This is a genomic window from Paenibacillus sinopodophylli (assembly GCF_005930355.1).
GTDB lineage: Bacteria > Bacillota > Bacilli > Paenibacillales > Paenibacillaceae > Pristimantibacillus > Pristimantibacillus sinopodophylli.
In genome coordinates, this window is sequence record NZ_VDBO01000003.1 from 202,896 (window position 1) to 221,737 (window position 18,842).

Here is an 18,842-nt window from a genome sequence, read left to right on the forward strand (position 1 = left end):
TCTATAAGCATTTTATGATGACAACGATCTTACGTCCCTTGTCCATTGAAGTACGCATCAATTGTAGTCGGCAATCCGGTAGCACTGGAACGATAAGCGAGCCTTGTATATTTCAAAAACCGCTGTGGCACCAAGACGTCAACAGACCCTACCGCTACGCCAGTCACCGTATCCACGTCTGCATACCAGTTCGTGCCGTTCGCACTAATCTCAACGCGAGCATCAGCAGCATTGGTACCCGGCCCCTTGTTATACACGAAAAATGAATATGTGCCGAAGACACTTGTCGTTACGCTAGGCAACGCCGTATAAGCATCGGCTGTTACGATATTTAAACTGCTCGTTTCCTGAAAACTCTTTTGCGATATTGACGTTACACTGTTAAGCGTACCCGCCGTTATCGTTGCTCCAAGCACACTGTTGATTGTTCCTGCCGTTATCGTTGCTCCTAGCACGCTGTTGATTGTTCCTGCCGTTATCGTTGCTCCGAGCACGCTGTTGATTGTTCCTGCCGTTATCGTTGCTCCGAGCACGCTGTTAACTACGTCTAATGTTCCTGCGGTGATTGTCGCTCCTAGTACACTGTTGATCGTCCCTGCTGTGATCGTCGTTCCGAGCACACTTGTAATCGTCCCCGCCGTTATCGTTGCTCCAAGCACGCTGTTGATTGTTCCTGCCGTGATCGTTGCTCCAAGTACACTGTTGATTGTTCCTGCGGTGATTGTCGCTCCTAGTACACTGTTGATCGTCCCTGCTGTTATAGTCGTTCCGAGCACACTTGTTATCGTCCCCGCCGTTATCGTTGCTCCAAGTACGCTATTAATCGTTCCTGCTGTGATCGTTGCTCCAAGTACGCTGTTGATCGTTCCTGCCGTTATCGTTGCTCCAAGCACGCTGTTAACTACGTCTAATGTTCCTGCGGTGATTGTCGCTCCTAGTACACTGTTGATCGTTCCTGCTGTAATCGTTGCTCCGAGCACGCTATTGATTGTTCCTGCCGTTATCGTTGCTCCAAGCACGCTATTGATCGTTCCTGCTGTGATCGTTGCTCCAAGTACGCTGTTGATCGTTCCTGCTGTTATAGTCGTTCCGAGCACACTTGTAATCGTTCCCGCTGTTATCGTTGCTCCAAGTACACTATTGATCGTTCCTGCCGTTATCGTTGCTCCAAGTACGCTGTTAACTACGTCTAATGTTCCTGCGGTGATTGTCGCTCCTAGTACACTGTTGATCGTCCCTGCTGTTATAGTCGTTCCGAGCACACTTGTAATCGTTCCCGCTGTTATCGTTGCTCCAAGCACACTGTTAATCGTTCCTGCCGTTATCGTTGCTCCAAGCACACTGTTAATCGTTCCTGCTGTAATCGTTGCTCCAAGCACGCTCGTGATTGTTCCTGCCGTAATCGTAACGCCCATCAGATTGCTGATCGTTCCGTCTAACATAATATTCACAATGTGGCCTGCGGTGTCCGTCGCCAAAGCCTGCGCGGTGTTCGTACTGTCTTTACCGAATATTAGCGTACGCAAATTATCCGGATTAGGGTTAAATGATGAGAAGTTTGGCACTTTTTCTTCACCTTTTTCTTGTTAGAGTAGGAGCGGTCACGAGGGAGAGCCTTTCACTATGCAAGCTGCGCTTGAAAATAAACCTGCAGCCTTGTTGGCTGTCCCTTCAGCTTAGATTTCATCGTAAGTCTGGTGTAGCGCATAAATTTCGAAGGTACTACGACTTCTGTCATCCCCTTCTCGACTACCCCCTCCATATCAACTGCATAATCAGAGCCGTTGGGACCGACTTCAAGTCTAAGTACAGCCGGATTTTCACCATGGTTCACAATGGCGTACGAATACATCGTTTTATTGGAGGTATCCTGCATAGGAAGCGGTTTGAATTGATCACTCGTATGCAAATCCTTATACACGACTTCACAAAAACCGCTGCGCGTGCACTTTTCTTTGCGTTTACGGCGGCGGCATCTTCTTCTGCACTTCGACTTCCGCGGCTTTGCCGATATAACGGGGTTCTTTTTCCTACCAGTCCTTTCACATCGATTCGCCGGTTTTGGCATCTGCTCTTCTTCCCCTCGTGTCCATGCTTCGATAATCTATGTCGACTCTACGAGTTTCGAAACGGCGATTGTTCCTCTACCCGAGCACCCAAATCAGAAATTCTCCGTATTCCCCCATACAAAGCTGAGGACAGCGCCATATAATGCTAGAAATACAAGCATCCTAACAGAAAATGAGGGGATCTCTTTTGACAAACAACTCCGTATTCAACACCGAAAACAAACCGCTCTATACACTTATTAATAATCCTTACAGTTCATCTGCCTCTATCGCTCCGCCGGAAGCAGATGCGTCAAGTAACGGCAGACTGTTTATGGTCACCACTGCAAACGCCGCAATTGCAGGCGGATCGAACCAGCTCGTTCAAATTACAAACCCGAACCTAAGCGGACGCTCTCTATACATCTCAAGAGTTTCTGGCGGAATAACCGCTGCAGCTACGCTCATTTTGTATTCTTCAGGTACGGTTACTGGCGGTACAACGCCAACCCCGTTTAACTGCCAATTCGGAAATGCTACAGCCAGTATTGCAACAGCTAGAACCTCTGCCGGTACGGTCGGTGGTACACCAACACTCTTCATGTCTCTACCAATGAGTACAGGCATGTTCAGCTTGGATTTCACAGGCGGAATCATTGTTCCTCAGGGCCGCTCAATCACGCTGTCTCTAGGCCCTGGCGCAATAACCGCTGCCACCAATATCTCGTGGTGGGAGGTCTAATATGCCGAATCATAATGCTATGGACAACCCCGGAAACGAGCTTTACGGCCTAGCTGTGAATGGATATGATGAGCCTGGTTCAGCCGCTCCACCTCAGACTGGTGCCGCACGGGCTGCACGTCATTTCGCTTCTGAAGCCTCGACCAGCGCCAATCTAGGAATATTAGGCGGTACCGTGAACATCACGATAAGACTAAGTAATCCACTCGGAAGCGGAAAGCTGGTTTACATCGCTAGCATCGGAGGCACGATCGACGTTTCACTCAGCTTGCTCTCCAGCTTTACTGGCCTCGTTACAATACTAAGCGGCGGGACGCTTACCAGCCCGACTGCAGCGGCATCTTCAAATCTTTACTTGACGAGTGCTGTCACGAGCACTGGAGTTGTAACCTCTTCGACAAGCGCGCCTACAGGGGGAACAACCTTCATGATCTATCCCACTTTTCCCTCACCCTTTCGATTTACCTATACCGGAGGAATCCAACTGCCTCCCGGACAATCGCTTATCGTTAATGTTAGAGGGTCCTTGACCTTGCTTGGATTGCTTGGAACGAGAGTCAACCTAACTTGGTGGGAGACGTAGCATACTGTCATGCTAAAATATCTGTAAACACACAATCAAACATTGATCTTCACCTTTCATTCTCCACTCACCCACCAATATCCGCTTGATTATTTTTTATATAAAAACAACATATAAAAACATAAAACGAAATTGTTTAAAAACCTATAAAACAGAGGAATACACGATTTTCATAAATTTTCATTTATATATTTACACATGAAACGAATGCGATATTGATTCGAAAATTGCTAATAACAATTGCTAATCGAGATTACCAGCATTGGAGCTATTTCTGCTTGTACACAACCTCTCGTTCGGAGGGAGTCAAGAGCTGAAAAGGATGATAAGGAAATAGAAGATAAAATATATACAAGATGAGGATACTGCCGGAAGCTGGAGAGAAGGAGAAGGAGAAGGAGAAGGAGAAGGAGAAGGAGAAGGAGCGGGAGCACGGAAACAGAACGTACTGCTCATTGATGTTCATCCAAATAGAACCCTTTATATACGCGTATTGAAATTAAAAGGATACAACGTATGCGGCATTCATAAGTGTTCCTTTCCACACCACTGAGACGACAAAAAAGGCGATGTCCGAAGACGATCACCTTTCTCACACAAATAGATACCTACTAGCTGGCCCGCTTTCAACCTATCCTATGACATCGCAGCTATTACGGAGCGGCGCATATTAATAGAAACGCTCTGTTCCTTCAAGCTGCTCGACATAAATCGTCAGATTTTTGCTTAACCTGCCTTAAAAATCCATAATATGGGCTTTTTTTCGCCGGGAAGCCGCATCTATTTCATTTTGAACTGAGGGAGCATTAAAGAAGAGCCTCGATTTCGCCCTTCATTGCAAGCGGTTCATCGGTCGATTCGAACCGTTTAATGACGTTTCCTTCGCGATCTATTAGAAATTTAGTGAAATTCCATTTGATCGAGTTGCCCTCCAAGTAATGAGGCAGCTTCTCCGAAAGAAAAGCATTCAGCATTTTACCGCTCGGTTCATTCGTATCGAAGCCATCGAATGGAGCTTGCTCTGTCAAATAGTTGAATAATGGATGTGCGGTTTCATCCCGAACATCCGTCTTATCGAAGAGCGGAAATGAAACACCATAGTTTATTTGACAGAAGCTTTGTACATCAGAGTTGGTACCTGGTTCCTGCTCACCGAATTGGTTACTTGGAAAACCAAGAATTTCCAGGCCCTGATCTTTATATTCTACGTACAGCTTTTGCAAATCCGTATATTGTGGTGTAAAACCGCATTTGCTTGCTGTATTGACGACAATCAGCACCTTACCTTTGTATTGCTCCATACTTTGTTGCTCACCTTTAATTGTTTCTACATTATACGAATAAATACTCATAGCCGCTGCCTCCTGTGTGTTAACTAAGTTTTAATAAATTATATTGAACACAATTAAATATATTTACAGATTACCATCTTGGAACGAACAATGTCAAATCGCTATTCCATTAGAAAAGGACCGCTCAGCCAACTGGTGATGCTCCGTTGACATGCCGTCCTTAGCTCTAACCTATTTTATGATTGCGATGATTTTTTTCTTCCACCTAGCCACTCCGTGAACAAGGCGTAATCCTGTTCCACTTGGTCTGCATAAGAGACCGCCCAATTTGCAATTGAAGTACAGAATACATCCTCATCGTTACCCATCGCTTTCACGATTTCAACTTCGCTATGATAAGCCAATATGCCCTGCGCCACATCGCTATCCGCTCTCGCATGCATTTTGGCAGTCAATTTCCCCATCGTATCCGTAACTGACAGCATATCTCCAACCGTTTCAAGCGATTCAAGCTTGAGTCTTTTTTTGTACGGCGAACGCTCCCGCACATAGAATTGACGCTCTCCAATCGACAACCAGCCGAGATACGGATCAGCTTCGTGATGCATCGCTTTCTGTGTCATCGTTACGCGTTTGCCTTGATGCTCGAACGATGACCAGAAGGACTCGCTATATGGCATGAAGTACGCCGGCACAGGTACTCGTACCTCCTTGACCTCCAGCACAACGTCATCCTCTCCTTGTGCTCCATCGCCCGCTTCGATTAACACATAATACCGGTCAAGTCCGATAGAAGCGGTGCCAGAACCATGCTTGACTGCAATATCCTTCACCTTGAAATGATTCAATCTTTCCGCGTCATTGGCAGCGACAGTTGCCAGATAGTCTGGCCACGCTTCCAAAAGTGAATCCCTCTCCACCTCAGTTGGCGAAACGATCTCATCTGTTGTCGCGAACTGGCGATGCTCCTGTACGAGGGCCGTAACTTTCTCAAGGAAATGCTGGTCCTTGCGCTTTTGCAGCTTTTTGAGTAGCTTCTTGACAGGACCCTCTGCTCGTTCCAAATCAACAGCGTAGGTCCCTGGGTCGTCCTTACCCTTTGCAAAGCGTCGCATTTGCTTGGAATAGGCTTGCAGGTAAGCTTCTACCCCGCTTATTTGATTGTTATAGGATTGACCTTTCAGCCTGCCAACAAGCGCGATACTGACCGACATCCGCATCAAGTCGTACAAATAAGAACCTAAATAACCTTCATCAAAGTCATTCACGTCATAGACGAGCGCACCGCGCTCATTGCGGAATGCTCCAAAGTTCTCGAAATGCAAATCGCCTTGTATCCAAGTCGGCCGGCTAAGCGGCGTATGGTAGGGAAACCATTCCCGCGAGACGTCGAAATAAAACAAATACGCGCTGCCTCTAAAAAACGAGAAGGCCGTTTCCGACATTTTCGTATATTTTTCCTCACGTTTATCGCGTGTAAGCTTCATAAGCTTCTGGTCAAATTCCTGAAAGATCGCGGATAATGTCCGTCTTCTTAATTTGTTCTGCGTTAACTTTACTCGTTCCGCTAGCTTCGGATCCATTCCATTCTCCCCCTCTTCCATTACGATTCTACTTTTTGCAGCCTAATGTAGTCACTCAGCATGGCAAGGCGCCAAGGTACGATCATACCGAAAGCCAGCAAGTAGAAAATAGCACCTGTTTGCGGGATCGACATGTATTGCTCGACAACACGGTGCAAAGACAGTCTTATGACGAACAAGGTTAACATAATAAAGATGAAAGCCTTCGAGCGTCTGACATAGATTTCAGATTCCACACGTTCAAGTCGCGTAGTAACAATTAACGGAAAGGCGAATATAAGCAGCCCCGTCAGGAATGCGGACAGTCCCCATAACCAAGGGATATGAGTAACTGAGAATGCGAACATGATGAACCCCGTTGCCATGCCAAGCGGCGGTATTGCGATTTTACGCAGCGATGTGGGCTGTTTTCCTGCACGGATACGAAGTATGATAAGTGTGAGGCCAGCGAAAGCCGATATGATAATCGAGCCGATTTGGATCAAGTTCGTTGACAGCACAACACTGCAGCCTCCCTGTTTGATTGGAAATTTGTCCTATTATTTCTTCATCGTACTGCAAAAACATAGCAACTGCAAATAGGGATGGCCTATCATATGATCGATAATCGTTTCTCAGAAACCGTTTATCGCATGGACACGTCTCATTCAAAATAATAGAAAATAAATGAAAAGGAGCGTCTTTAATTGGATACCCCTACACAAACAGAGGTTTCGTATTCCCTTACGATAAAAGAAGAACTTTTTATTACACCTGAAACCTCTAACGAATTGCCACAAGAGCTTCAGAAAGTATGGCATAAGCTTGCTTTCTGGATGCGGACAACGGCCGTTTTCACCTTGCTGTTCGGACTCTTCCAGACGTTTATCGGCATTATTAATTTCGGCTGGGGTACGCTTGCCGGCATTCTAGAGCTTGTCATGACGATTGTCCTGCTCATTATGGCCAGTCAAGCTAAGAAGCTTCAAGCGAACCCACGTGATGAGCTGACAGCAGCAAAGCTAGCAAATCGACTTCTTCTTTACTTCCGGCTCCAAAGCGCTTTCGTTATCGTTTTTTCATTCGTAATTATTATGTTAGTCATAACCATCCTGCAATTCATTACCGATTGGGACTGGCTTATCCATCTCGTGAAAGAGGGTAAGAAAGCGGACAAGCTGCTGATTAAAGTACAAGGCTGGTATGAAACCATTGTCGTTTGGATATCTAAGATCAATGATTAATACCCGATAGCTGCCTTGGAATTAACAAATGCGATTCAGCAGTACATCGCAGGCAGAAGTTTTAAGCAAATAGCCGCTAACCCTTCCGAGCTGTGGAGGTTTAGCGGCCGTTTTGTTTTGATAGCCTAAAAGCGATAAAAACCAGGAGCGCGTTAAGCGTCCCCTGGCTTTTTATTCTTTTCCAAGCTTACGTGAAACTTGCTCTGCGGCATGCTGCACCGCATCAATTGATAGCTGCCTCAGCACATCATCAAAGCGGTATTTCGGACCAGCAATGGAAAGGCTGGCTACGAGTGCGCCACGCGAATCGAATACAGGCGCACCTACGGCGAACACGTCGGGATCAATCTCCCCTTGAGTCAATGCGTAGCCCTGCTCGCGTATGCTGCTCAGCTCGCTTAGCAGCAAGTCCTTGGATAAGTCAGGCGACCATTTGTCCAGCACATTGTGAACGATCTTCTCACTTTCATAAGCGAGAATGGCCTTGCCGGATGCGCCCAAATATAAGGGCAATATTCTTCCGTTCTCTGCGGAATATTGAATAAGCGCCTTGCTCCTAATGGTCTGAATACTAATGGCATTCGTCCCCGAACGGATAAACAATAGTGACGTTTCATTGGTCTCCTTCGTTAGTTCCTCCATGACGGGCAAGGCCAGCGGAACCAGCTCGCGGTGTACCTGCTCGCTGAGACTGCGTGCCAGGTCAAGTATTCGCATCCCTAGACCGATCTGTCCTTTTCCTCTACGCTCTACAATGCCATTCTGCTCAAGGGTCTGAAGGAACCGATAGGTTGAGCTTTCCGGTATAGATACCTTCTGCGCAATATCACTCACTGTTAATGTGCCGTCCGCTTCTGCCAGTGCAAACAGAATATCCAAAGCACGGCTTAATGTCTGTGTTCCATTCATGGATCGCATCTCTACATTTGTACTCATAGTCACCCCTATATATGTAGCTATCGGCATGAAATACCTAGTCTGTCATTGCCTCTGCTAGCTGTCAATCGTTCCCTACTTCTGTCCAAGCTCCCCTGCTTTCAACAGTGTGTAGACCGCCTGTACATCACCGCTCAAACTGCGGTCGCGATCCAAAAAGGGAATAACCGATCTGATTCTATTATACGCATGCCGGGTGCCTTCTCCCAGCTTTATGTTTTTACGCAGATCGATAGCCTGAGCTGCGTGCATCGCCTCTATCGCCAAAATATAAGTCAGTCTATCTATGATTTCCGCTGTTTTATGAACGGCAAGCGGCGCATTCGTCGAATGATCCTCCATATCGCCAGCCAAGGAATAATAATCCGCAGATACAGGGTTCGAGAGCTGCCTGATTTCTGTATCGAGCGCGGTGAATGTTTTCTGAATCGTGCTGAAAGCTAGAATATGCTCCTCAGGTGCCAAAAACCGCGGAAGCCCGGTAAAACTCGGCGTGCAAAGCTTAATTGATCGATAACAAGAAATTTTGGAGACATGACTGAGTGCAATCCCCAGCATCTCGAAACCTAGCACCCAAGCAAGCGGCTCAAAGCTGGCAGTGGCTAATATTCGCCCTTCCTCCTCCAGCACGCAGGGATTATCCTCCGAGCTATTCAAATGAAGCTGCAATGAACTTCTAGCATAATTAAGCGCTTCAAGCGCGGCGCCATGAACTGGCGAGGCACTGCGGAAGCTCAGCGGGTCCTGCAGCGCAACCGCCCTATTATCCCAAAGACTGCTGCGGCTCAAAAATATCCGCATTCTAGAGCTGCTTCTGCCTTGCCCCTCGTAAGGGCGGCTGCGGTGAACGCTCTCATCCAGCGGAGAGAGCTGCCCCTGGAGCGCTTCAAGTGACAATGCGCAGACCAGATCAGCAAGCTCCAGCAACTGCTCGCACTCATGGATAACCAACGCTCCGCTGCCGGCCGCAAACGCATTAGAGGAAACAATCGCCAGCCCATCTTTCGCGCCAAGCTTTACAGGCTCTAGGCCCGCGTGAATGAGCGCCGCTTTCGCGGATATTCGCTCTCCCTTATACATAACGTCGCCCTCTCCGATGAACGCGAGGCCAAGATGAGACAGCAGCGTAATATCGCCTGCACCGACAGAGCCTCTGGTTGGGAGCAACGGATGAATACCCGCATTTAGAAATTCGGCATATTGCCTAATTAATGAAGGAGAAGCTCCCGTTGTGCCCACGAGCAGCGTATTCAGTCTGGCAAGCATAGCCGCTCTTACATCACGCACGTCAGCGTAAGGCGTAACTCCCGCAGAATGGGCGTAGAGCAGGCTGCGATTATAGCTCTCATAAGCCTGTTCCTCAACGATACGGTCCTTATTCAAGCCTACACCACGGTTGAATCCGTATATAGGCGTATCGCTCGCGGTTTGCTTGAGCATAAACTGCCGCGAGCGTATAACCTGTTGCCAAGCGTCTTCCGCAATTTCGACGCGGACAAGTCCAGCGGCTGCCGCATGCACATCCTCAATCGTCAAAGTGCTCCCATCTAATACTAGTGCGCGTGTCCTCGTTTCGCTTGTCATCGGCTTAGTCCTGAATGCCATCCAGCGCGTAGACGGCCAGCTGTATGCCGAGCGCCTTCTCCACTTCCGGATAGACACTCTTATCCTTCACACTTGAGCTGAGTGGAATCTGGCTCTTATGAATGGAGAACACAGCTAGCTTACTTCCCACCTCTACATGACCTACGCTGACAGGCAAACCCGTCTCATAGGACAGCGTTGTAATCACATCCGGATAGGTTGTAAGCCGGCTGCCGCTGCTGTCATCTACCGCCATATATTCATTCATAACATGAAGCGTGAGAATGCCGCTCGCTGTTTCCACATCGATTGTACCGATATCGAAGGCTCCAGAGTAATAGACCTCGCGACGAGTCACGACGCCTTCACCGAGTATACTCCCATTCGTTTGGGTTACAATCGTATCGATGACAGCTCTCCCGCCTTGCGGCTGCGCGGCGATAATGGCCTTGCCAAGTGCGATGGCAATGGAGATGCCTCCTAGCGCTGCATGCTGCTTAATATAGGAGGCTGGCAAAGGATGACGTGCCGAGGCGATAAAGCCGCCTGCCTGATCGGCAGCCGTGCGCAAAATATTCGATGTGCGGGCAGGTGAGCCCTTGACGACCAGTTCAATATACGAGCCGTTATCACGCTTGCCACCGACGACGACTTGTATCGTTTCGTAATCGTGCAAGGCCGCGAGTCCCATCGATCCCATTTTCCCAGTTGGATGCGCACGGATGTCGCCTGTTGCATCTACGACGGCCAGATCAAGCAGAGCGGCAGGAAGCCAACCATTTATTGTACTGGACATTCCATTTTGCGGGGTCATAACGCCTGAAATTTTGCCTTCGTAATTCTCCTGCAGCAGCTTAACTGCTTTAATATAATCGGTACCGAGCATCTGCCAATCCGTACCCGCCGGGGCTCCAATAGCGGTAGCCGTAATGACGATGGCATCGTCCGGCAGCTCATCCACGGAAACTAGCCGCGGCTGACCAATCGCAACGGCTGCACCGCCGATTTGCAGTCCATGATCGACCCAACCTCCTCCACCGCTCGCAAATACTGAGCCTCCTCTTACCGCTGCCCATACATCCTCTTCAGTTAAAATACGCATATCGTTTCCTCCTACTCCTTAGTCGTAATCATTTCGTTTGGATTCGCCTGATGCCTTTGCGCTCCACCTCATCAATCGATTCCTCATAGCCAGCATCTGCATAGCGCAGTACGCCGAGACCTGTGTCATTGTTCAGCGTCGTCTCTAGACGAATATCGCTCTCGGACGTCCCGTCCGCCACCAACGTAACGCCTGCGCTTGTCATGTAGCCGGAATATCCGCCGCCGCCCGAATGAATCGTGACGAGATCCGCCATTGAAGAACAGTTCAGCATCGCGTTCAAGAGCGGCCAGTCCGAAATCGCATCGCTGCCGTCCTTCATTTTCTCGGTCATGATGTTCGGGTGAGTCATTGAGGCCGCATCCAGATGATCACGCGAGAAGGCCACCGGACCACTTAAAGTTCCATTCCTAACCATCTGGTTCACAGCCAACGCCAGTCTCGTACGTTCGCCATGGCCGAACCAGCCGATTCGTGCAGGCAGACCTTCTACCGGAACATGCTCACGCGCGAGCCGAATCCAGTTGACAATAATCTCGTTATCCGCAAATGCTTCGAGGATATATTCATCAATCGCTTGAATGTCGCTGACATTGCCGCTTAAAGCAACCCAACGGAAAGGGCCGATTGCCCTTGCAAATAAAGGACGTAGGAACGCTTCTGTGAAAATATCAATATCAAACGCCTGCTCTACCCCAAACAACTGGGCTTGCGAGCGAATATTGTTGCCGTTATCGAATACGATAGAACCCTTCTCCTTAAACGCTAGCATTGCACGTACCTCGCGGGCGATCGAAGCCCCGGCGGCTTGCTGCAAGCGAACGGAATCCGTTTCCCTAAGCTGCTTAAGCTCAGCGACACCGTATTCGGAAGGAACATAGCCATATAGCAAATCATGGGCTGACGTTTGATCCGTTACAATATCGGGTATGATGCCACGTTTCACAATTTCCGGATAAATATCAGCTGCATTGCCAATGAGCCCGACAGATATTGCTGATTGGCTGCGAATCGCTTCAGCAATCCACTCGAGCGCTTCATCCAAATGCTCCGTCCTTCGCTGCAGGTAGCCCGATTGAATTCTACGTGCCACTTTCTCCTCGGATACCTCGATACAAAGGATCGCTGCCCCAGCCAGCGTTCCAGCAAGTGGCTGCGCCCCACCCATTCCGCCAAGACCAGCAGTCAGAATAAACTTCCCTTGTAACCGCCCATCGAAATATTTCCTAGCAATACTCTGAAAAATTTCATACGTCCCTTGAATGACACCCTGTGAGCCGATATATTGCCAAGCTGCAGCCGTTAGACCACCCCATATAAGCAAGCCCTTCTCCTGCAGCTTATAGAAATTTTCGCTCGTCGCCCATCGGCCAACCAAATTGCAGTTGGCCATGACAATAAGCGGCGCGAAGCGATGGGTCTTAAAGATGCCGATCGGCTTGCCAGATTGAATGACAAGCGTTTCGTCTTCTTCCAGCTCTTTGAGCGTGCTAACAATCGCATGATAAGAAGGCCAATCACGTGCCGCTTTTGCAAGCGCCGCATATACGATTAAATCCTTCTGGTTCTCACCATTCTCAAGGACGTTCTCCAGCATCCGAAGCAGCGCTTCCTGTCGCCAGCCCTTGCAGCGAAGCTCCGTCCCCCTGGCCGCAGTTATCCGTTCCATATCCGTCATCCTCTCCACCTTGAATATCCCATCGTTGATCAAATAGAAGTACCGATTGAATAATCGCTTCAACCCCGGAGGCAACCTGCTCGTATGCAGTCCATTCCTCCGGGCAGTGACTGCGCCCGCCGACGCTCGGCACGAAGATCATCCCGATCGGTGCAATCCGTGCCAGCTGATTCGCGTCATGTCCCGCTCCGCTTGGAAGATCTAGCGTAGGCGCAATCGCGCTGCATGCCTCCCGTATCACATTCTGAACTGTGTCGCTAACCCGAATGGGCTCCGACCTCGACAAAGGCTCCAAGCGGATGCCGATCCCTCTGCGCGCTGCTATGTGAGCCGCTCTCTTCTTCAGTTCCGTCGCCGCCTGCTCCACAATCGCTGTACTCAAGGAACGAATCTCCAGCTCGAATGTAACCCGGCCTGGAATGACGTTCGCTGCATTCGGCTCAACAAACAGCTTGCCTACCGTCCCCACAATCGGCTCGCCGTAAGACTTGCTTGCTATCTCTTCGAGCGCAAGCACCAGCTCAGAAGCCCCCGTCAGCGCGTCGGCACGCAGCCCCATTGGCGTCGTCCCCGCATGATTTGGAGCACCCTCCACCGTAACTGCAAATCGGTCGATGCCGACGATGCCCGTAACCACACCAAGCAGATTCCCCGTCTGCTCAAGCACCGGCCCCTGCTCGATATGAAGCTCCAGGTATAGGGCGATATCTCCCGCTCGTCTCGCCTGCTCACTGATCTCTACTGCCGCCCCCCCAGCCTGATCGATTGCATCCCGAAGAATAAGCCCGCTCTGATCCTTGCGAAGCAGCATCTCCGAGGTCAAATTGTCGACCATTGCGCGGCTGCCAATTGTGGAGATTCCAAATTCACTCGGCTCCTCCGCTGTGAAGTCCACAATTTCAAGCGGATGCCGTAGAACGATTCCCTCCTCCTTGAGCACCCGAGCGAGCTCAAGTCCCGCAATAACGCCAATAATACCGTCAAACCGGCCGCCGCCCGTAACGGTATCGGTATGGGAACCCACCATAATTGCCTTTAACCCCGCTTCGCTGCCCGGCAAAGCACCAATGAGATTGGACCCTGCATCTTGGCTCACGTTTAACCCTAGCTCTTGCATCTGGTTTTTCAACCATAGCCGCCCTTGCTCGTACCAAGGCGTGAAAGGCCTTCTGGTCCAGCCTGGCTTACTAGTATCTATATAAGCGGCAAGCGCCTCAATCTGCTGCCGAATACGTTCCGTACTTATGGATAATCGTGCCATGCTCATGAGCTGACAACCTCCCTTTTATAGGCAGAGCCTGCAATGAACTGGCCGCTGCCTGGCTGTGCCACGATCTGATTACCGTCATACACGCTTTTCCCTCTAACAATCGTATGCTTAATTTTCCCCTGTACCTCATGCCCATGGAATGGCGAAAGCTTAGAATGAGAGCGCAGCTTCGTCTGGTCAATCGTCCAGCTTTGCAGCGGATCAATAACAGTAAAATCCGCATCATAGCCAGGTGAGATTTTCCCTTTGCGCGGTATGCCGAACACTTCCGCAGGATACTGGGACATCCATTTGGCAAATACCTCCGGCGGAACCCCTTCCTGCATTACCGCATGGTCAAACATAAGAGGGATCATTATTTCCACGCCGGGCACGCCGGCAGCCGCCAAGAAAATATTATGCTCCCCTGCTTCCTTGCGATCCGCTCCCCATGGCGCGTGATCGGAAGTAATGATATCAATGCTTCCTTGCCGCTGCAGCTCCCACAGTTTAGCCGCGTCTGCAGCCAGTCGGAGCGGCGGATTGTTTTTGGCAACCGGACCGAATTTCTCCAGCGCAGAAACATTCATAAGCAAGTAGGGATAGCAGGTTTCCGACGTAACATCTACCTGTCCTTCTTTGTACCACTGAATCAATTGAATCGTCCTCGGGTGGCTAACATGTACAATATGTACCTTAACTCCTGTCCAATAAGCGAACTCCAGCACCTTCAGTACGGCGCTAGTTTCCGTTACCGGCGGCCTCGTCTCCATATGTGCTCTCGGATACAACCGACCCGCACTTATATATTGCTTGGTTAGGCTTTTAATCAGTTCGTTATTCTCAGCGTGAAAAGCAACCCTTAATCCCGTGTCCCGTATAAGCTCCATCGCCTTTATAATTTCGTGGTCCGGAATTTCCGGGAAGCGAAACGGATCCGTCTCGAAGGTCGACAACTTGAAAGCCATCGCCCCCGCCTCAGCCAGCGGTATAATTTGCTCCGTGCCTTCTGTCTTGGCAATCGTAGCCCAAAGACCAATATCGACAATCGCTTCTCGTTTAAGCCGATCAACCTTTCTCTTAAACAACTCGGCAGAGCTGATCGGAGCAGGCAGATCATAAGGCATATCCAGCAGGGTGGTTATGCCTCCTGCTGCAGCTGATGATGATGTCGTTACAAAACCCTCAAGCGGATTACTGAAGCAATGCACATGAGCATCGATCATACCTGGAAACACGAAGCACTCCTCGAAATCAAGCGTGCGCGCCCCCCGCAGCGTACGCGACTCAGTAATTCGATGAATCGCCTCGTCTTTGATTCCAACTTCCCCATAAACAACTTTATCTTCCAATACGAGATTGCCCCGCACAATCAAATCATAGAACATGCCTTAGCCTCTTTCCTTGTGGAGTAGATGGAACGGATCTGCAGCAATTACGAGTCCTGCGCCTTCGGTTACCCGGAGGCGCTTTCGGCTTCGATTGCGGGCTTGCGATTCCCTGTGAAACTCGATAGAAATACACCGGCCAATATAACAACTCCACCAATCAGCTGGGTTCCCTCAATGGGATCTCCTAGCACCAAGAAGCCGGCCAAAAGGGCGATAAACGGTGGTACGTTATTGAAGAGTGAAGCAGTCCCTGCTCCTACGACTGCCACCCCGCGGGTCCACCACCAGCCTGCGCATACGTTTATGAGGCTGGCTGCCGCAAGCAGCAGCCACATCATCGCCTCTCCGCTAAGCTCAAGCTTGCCAAGCACACCCTCACCTAAGGCAAAGGGGAGCATAAGCCCCATTCCTGCGAAAGTGGAGTACAGATTCATCGACAATGTTGACAATCGGCGTGATAGCCTCGGAATAAACAGCAGACTGATCGAGAAGCCCAGCATGGCAATGAGCAAATAGAAATCGCCTATAGAGACGCCGCGCGCCGACTGGCCCGATACAACAATGATAAGAACGCCGCCGAAGCCCAGAAGCGCACCGCCTATTTTACGACCCTGCAGCTTTACCCGAAAAAACACAGCCTCCAGCAGCAGCGTAACGAGCGGTGCCACCGCATAAATCAGCGATCCATTGGCCGCGGAGGAATACTGCAGCCCCAGAAAATAGAACGGCTGCTGAATGAGCGTGAAAAAAAAGGAGGACGCGAGCAGCAAGAGCCACTCGGTCCTCGTCGGACGCTGAATGGGCTGGGCTCTGCTTATTGCCAGCAGCAGCACGCCCGTCAGCACTATACGAAGAAAGGAAAGGAAAACGGGTGAGAAGCCTTTAAGCAGGTATGCACTAAGCACATAGCTGATCCCCCATAAGACTGTAACAGCAACTAACCCGATATAAGCCGATCTTTGCGCTGATGGATTCAACGACATAATAGCCACTTCCCTTGCAATGGGCTCATCAGCTTTCTTGTCTCCCGTCCTTCAAGAACCATTGCAGATTAATATGCGCCATTATCTATCTCTCCTTTTCGTTTAAACGCGAACCGAAGAATACCTGTTGGCAGGACGCTGCAAATTCAAATGCTCACGCAATGTGCGTCCTGTATATTCCGTGCGGAACAATCCGCGGCGCTGCAGCTCCGGAATGACCAGCTCGACAAAATCATCCAGGCTGCCTGGCAAATACGGGAATGCAATATTGAAGCCATCGGCGGCTCCATTCACGAACCATTCTTCCAGATGGTCAGCAATCTGTACCGGCGTACCAGCGAAGCCCCGTTTGTTCGTAACGCGCTGATACAACTGACGAAGCGTCAACGGCTCCTGCGCAAGCAGTTCCCGAATGCGTTCGAGTCCGCTCTTGCTTTGGTTGAAGCCATCAAGCTCCGGAATAAACGGCAGTGGCTCGTCGAGCGGGTAGCCCGAAATGTCGTGACCCAAATAATGCGATAGCAGGTCAAGCCCCAGCTTCTGCGGCGTCAGCTCCTCAATCAGAGCTAGACGCTCCTGCGCCTCGGACTCTGTGCGGCCGATAATCGGCATGATGCCCGGCAATATTTTGAGCTCATCCGGATTCCGGTTGTACTTGGCCATTCTGCCTTTGATGTCCTGATACAGGCGCTGCCCGTCCTCTAGCAGACCTCCCGGAGCGAACGTCGATCCTGGTGCAAAAACGACCTCCGCTTTCTCCGCTGCAAGCTCCTTGCCGGCCTCTGAGGCTCCCGCTTGAATTAATACGGGGTAGCCCTGAGGCGGACGAGACACGTTAAGCGGACCTCTTATATTGAAATCCTTACCCTTATGCTCCGCATTGTGCAGCTTGTTTTTATCAGCAAAATAACCACTCTTCTTGTCAAACAGCAGCGCATCATCCTCCCAGCTGTCCCATAGGCTTTGCGTGGCATCAACGAATTCGCCTGCCCGCTCGTACCGAAGCGCGTGTTGAAGATGCTTCTCTTTGCCGAAATTGCGCGCTTCCTCGTCCGTCTGAGAGGTAACGATGTTCCAAGCGGACCTCCCGCTGCTGAGATGATCAAGCGTAGCAAGCTTGCGAGCGATATGATAAGGCTCGTTGTACGTGGTGGAGATCGTAGCTGCAAGACCGATATGCTCCGTGACAACAGATAGCGCCGATAGGAGCGAGAATGGCTCCGGCCTTATGCTGTTGGAGTGGCTGATGCCGGATTCGAAGCGATCCCATACGTACAGCTCATCTGCATAGAAGAACATATCGAACTTGCCGCGCTCAGCGGTTTGAATAATTCGTTTGTAATAGTTGAAATCCATGACGCCCTCCGCGTCCGCTTCCGGGTGCCGCCAGCTTGATATATGCTCGCCGGCTGGAAAGTACATCATAGCGCCAAGCGCCATCTGTTTTTTAGGGGTACCCATAGGTGTATCACCACTCCTTCTTCTCGTTACTTAGCAAGCAATCCGTTCGCAGTCAGCCATTCCTTCGCTACGTCGAGGGCTGGGCGCTGCTTCAGCTCCACTTCGCCATTCAGCGTCTGCATCTGGTCATCCGTTATTTTACCTGCCAGTTTATTCAGCACCTTCTCAAGCTCCGGATGTTCCTTTATTACCTCATCACGCACAATTGGAACTGCATAATAAGGAAGGAATACATGTTTATCGTCCTCGAGCACGACAATTGGCTTTACCGTAATTTGACTGTCTGTCGTATAGAGAATCATAGAATCAATCAGCTTCTGGTCAATTGCCTGATACGCAAGTCCGGGGTTTTGAATCGTTTTGATTTCCTTGAATTTCGGATTGTATTTCTCAAGAATCGGCGGCCATGCATCGGGACGGTTTATAAATTCCTCACTCGCGCCAAATATAAGCTCTCCAGATTTCTCCGCCAGCTGGCTGGTCGTCTTAATGCCATATTTCTCTGCTTGGTCCTTATGCAGGCCGAAGGCATATGTATTGTTGAAACCAATCGGGTCCAGCACCGTCAATTGATTTTTTTCCTTTAACTCCTTTTTTACCTTGTCGTAGGCTTTCTGTGGATCAAACTCCGCTTCCGCCTTCAAAATATTAATAAGTGCCGTACCTGTATACTCCGCATAGAGATCCACATTACCCTCCTGTATGGCACTCCAGAGCAGCGAGTTGTCAAGCGTCTCTACGTTTGCTTTGAGCTTCGTATCATTCTCAATAAGCAGCTTGAAAGCATTGGCCAAAATATCCGATTCGGCAAAGCCTTTAGTCGCGATGTTGATCGTATCTGATTTGCCTGATCCTGAGGTGGAGCATCCGCTCATCACAGTTATTAATAATGCCGCAGTCCCCAATACGATCCTATTACGAATGGAACGGTTACCTCTAATGCCTTTTTTGTAATTGCTTGTTTTCATTTCTTTTTCCCCTTTCACA

Annotated in this window: 17 protein-coding genes; 3 read left to right on the forward strand and 14 right to left on the reverse strand. The window is 49.7% G+C overall.

What is annotated here, in order from left to right:
• Positions 1 to 29: 29 nt before the first annotated feature.
• Together FGT79_RS31920 and FGT79_RS15870 are read right to left on the reverse strand one after the other, a co-directional pair.
• On the reverse strand, positions 30 to 1,565 hold the full coding sequence (locus FGT79_RS31920; RefSeq protein WP_246096459.1) for a DUF6385 domain-containing protein: 1,536 nt from the start codon (positions 1,563 to 1,565) through the stop codon (positions 30 to 32).
• 56 nt (positions 1,566 to 1,621) lie between these two features.
• Positions 1,622 to 2,068 (reverse strand): DUF6385 domain-containing protein, encoded by a 447-nt coding sequence (locus FGT79_RS15870; protein ID WP_138753801.1) that lies wholly within the window; start codon positions 2,066 to 2,068, stop codon positions 1,622 to 1,624.
• Positions 2,069 to 2,256: 188 nt separating this feature from the next.
• On the opposite strand from FGT79_RS15870, the gene FGT79_RS15875 reads away from it, so the two are divergent.
• Both FGT79_RS15875 and FGT79_RS15880 read left to right on the forward strand, forming a co-directional pair.
• Complete coding sequence (locus tag FGT79_RS15875; protein WP_138753802.1) at positions 2,257 to 2,790, forward strand: hypothetical protein; 534 nt, start codon at positions 2,257 to 2,259, stop codon at positions 2,788 to 2,790.
• Between the two features lies 1 nt (position 2,791).
• Positions 2,792 to 3,373, forward strand: a complete 582-nt coding sequence (locus tag FGT79_RS15880) for a hypothetical protein (RefSeq protein WP_138753803.1) — start codon at positions 2,792 to 2,794, stop codon at positions 3,371 to 3,373.
• Between the two features lie 806 nt (positions 3,374 to 4,179).
• Here the strand turns inward: FGT79_RS15880 and FGT79_RS15885 are convergent.
• The 3 genes from FGT79_RS15885 to FGT79_RS15895 all read right to left on the reverse strand — a co-directional run bounded on the left by FGT79_RS15885 (position 4,180) and on the right by FGT79_RS15895 (position 6,748).
• A complete protein-coding gene (locus FGT79_RS15885; RefSeq protein ID WP_138753804.1) occupies positions 4,180 to 4,725 on the reverse strand; it encodes a glutathione peroxidase in 546 nt (181 codons plus the stop codon).
• Positions 4,726 to 4,901: 176 nt separating this feature from the next.
• Positions 4,902 to 6,248 carry a DUF2252 domain-containing protein gene (locus FGT79_RS15890; protein ID WP_138753805.1) on the reverse strand — a complete coding sequence of 449 codons (1,347 nt, stop codon included), beginning with the start codon at positions 6,246 to 6,248 and terminating at the stop codon, positions 4,902 to 4,904.
• 20 nt (positions 6,249 to 6,268) lie between these two features.
• Complete coding sequence (locus tag FGT79_RS15895; RefSeq protein WP_171056271.1) at positions 6,269 to 6,748, reverse strand: CcdC family protein; 480 nt, start codon at positions 6,746 to 6,748, stop codon at positions 6,269 to 6,271.
• A 186-nt stretch (positions 6,749 to 6,934) separates the two neighbouring features.
• Between FGT79_RS15895 and FGT79_RS15900 the strand changes: the two genes are divergently transcribed.
• Positions 6,935 to 7,471, forward strand: coding sequence for a hypothetical protein (locus tag FGT79_RS15900; RefSeq protein ID WP_138753806.1), 537 nt, complete (start codon positions 6,935 to 6,937; stop codon positions 7,469 to 7,471).
• Between the two features lie 171 nt (positions 7,472 to 7,642).
• Here the strand turns inward: FGT79_RS15900 and FGT79_RS15905 are convergent, their stop codons facing one another.
• The 9 genes from FGT79_RS15905 to FGT79_RS15945 form a co-directional block, all read right to left on the reverse strand.
• Positions 7,643 to 8,407, reverse strand: coding sequence for an IclR family transcriptional regulator (locus FGT79_RS15905; protein WP_246096460.1), 765 nt, complete (start codon positions 8,405 to 8,407; stop codon positions 7,643 to 7,645).
• Between the two features lie 75 nt (positions 8,408 to 8,482).
• A complete protein-coding gene (locus FGT79_RS15910; protein ID WP_246096461.1) occupies positions 8,483 to 10,069 on the reverse strand; it encodes an HAL/PAL/TAL family ammonia-lyase in 1,587 nt (528 codons plus the stop codon).
• Positions 9,996 to 11,093: a thiohydantoin desulfurase gene (locus FGT79_RS15915; RefSeq protein WP_138753808.1), complete on the reverse strand. Its 1,098-nt coding sequence runs from the start codon at positions 11,091 to 11,093 to the stop codon at positions 9,996 to 9,998. Before FGT79_RS15915 ends, FGT79_RS15910 begins: the two co-directional genes overlap by 74 nt.
• A 28-nt stretch (positions 11,094 to 11,121) precedes the next feature.
• Positions 11,122 to 12,771 (reverse strand): thiourocanate hydratase, encoded by a 1,650-nt coding sequence (locus FGT79_RS15920; RefSeq protein ID WP_212758590.1) that lies wholly within the window; start codon positions 12,769 to 12,771, stop codon positions 11,122 to 11,124.
• On the reverse strand, positions 12,671 to 14,038 hold the full coding sequence (locus FGT79_RS15925) for a Zn-dependent hydrolase (RefSeq protein WP_138753810.1): 1,368 nt from the start codon (positions 14,036 to 14,038) through the stop codon (positions 12,671 to 12,673). Before FGT79_RS15925 ends, FGT79_RS15920 begins: the two co-directional genes overlap by 101 nt.
• The gene (locus FGT79_RS15930; protein ID WP_138753811.1) at positions 14,035 to 15,408 is read right to left on the reverse strand and encodes a dihydroorotase; all 1,374 of its coding nucleotides are present in this window, start codon (positions 15,406 to 15,408) and stop codon (positions 14,035 to 14,037) included. Before FGT79_RS15930 ends, FGT79_RS15925 begins: the two co-directional genes overlap by 4 nt.
• Positions 15,409 to 15,476: 68 nt before the next feature.
• Entirely contained in the window at positions 15,477 to 16,394 is a 918-nt protein-coding gene (locus FGT79_RS15935; RefSeq protein WP_138753812.1) for a DMT family transporter, read from the reverse strand.
• A gap of 102 nt (positions 16,395 to 16,496) precedes the next feature.
• Positions 16,497 to 17,855, reverse strand: coding sequence for an LLM class flavin-dependent oxidoreductase (locus tag FGT79_RS15940; RefSeq protein WP_138753813.1), 1,359 nt, complete (start codon positions 17,853 to 17,855; stop codon positions 16,497 to 16,499).
• A gap of 26 nt (positions 17,856 to 17,881) precedes the next feature.
• On the reverse strand, positions 17,882 to 18,823 hold the full coding sequence (locus FGT79_RS15945; RefSeq protein ID WP_138753814.1) for an ABC transporter substrate-binding protein: 942 nt from the start codon (positions 18,821 to 18,823) through the stop codon (positions 17,882 to 17,884).
• Between the last annotated feature and the right edge of the window lie 19 nt (positions 18,824 to 18,842).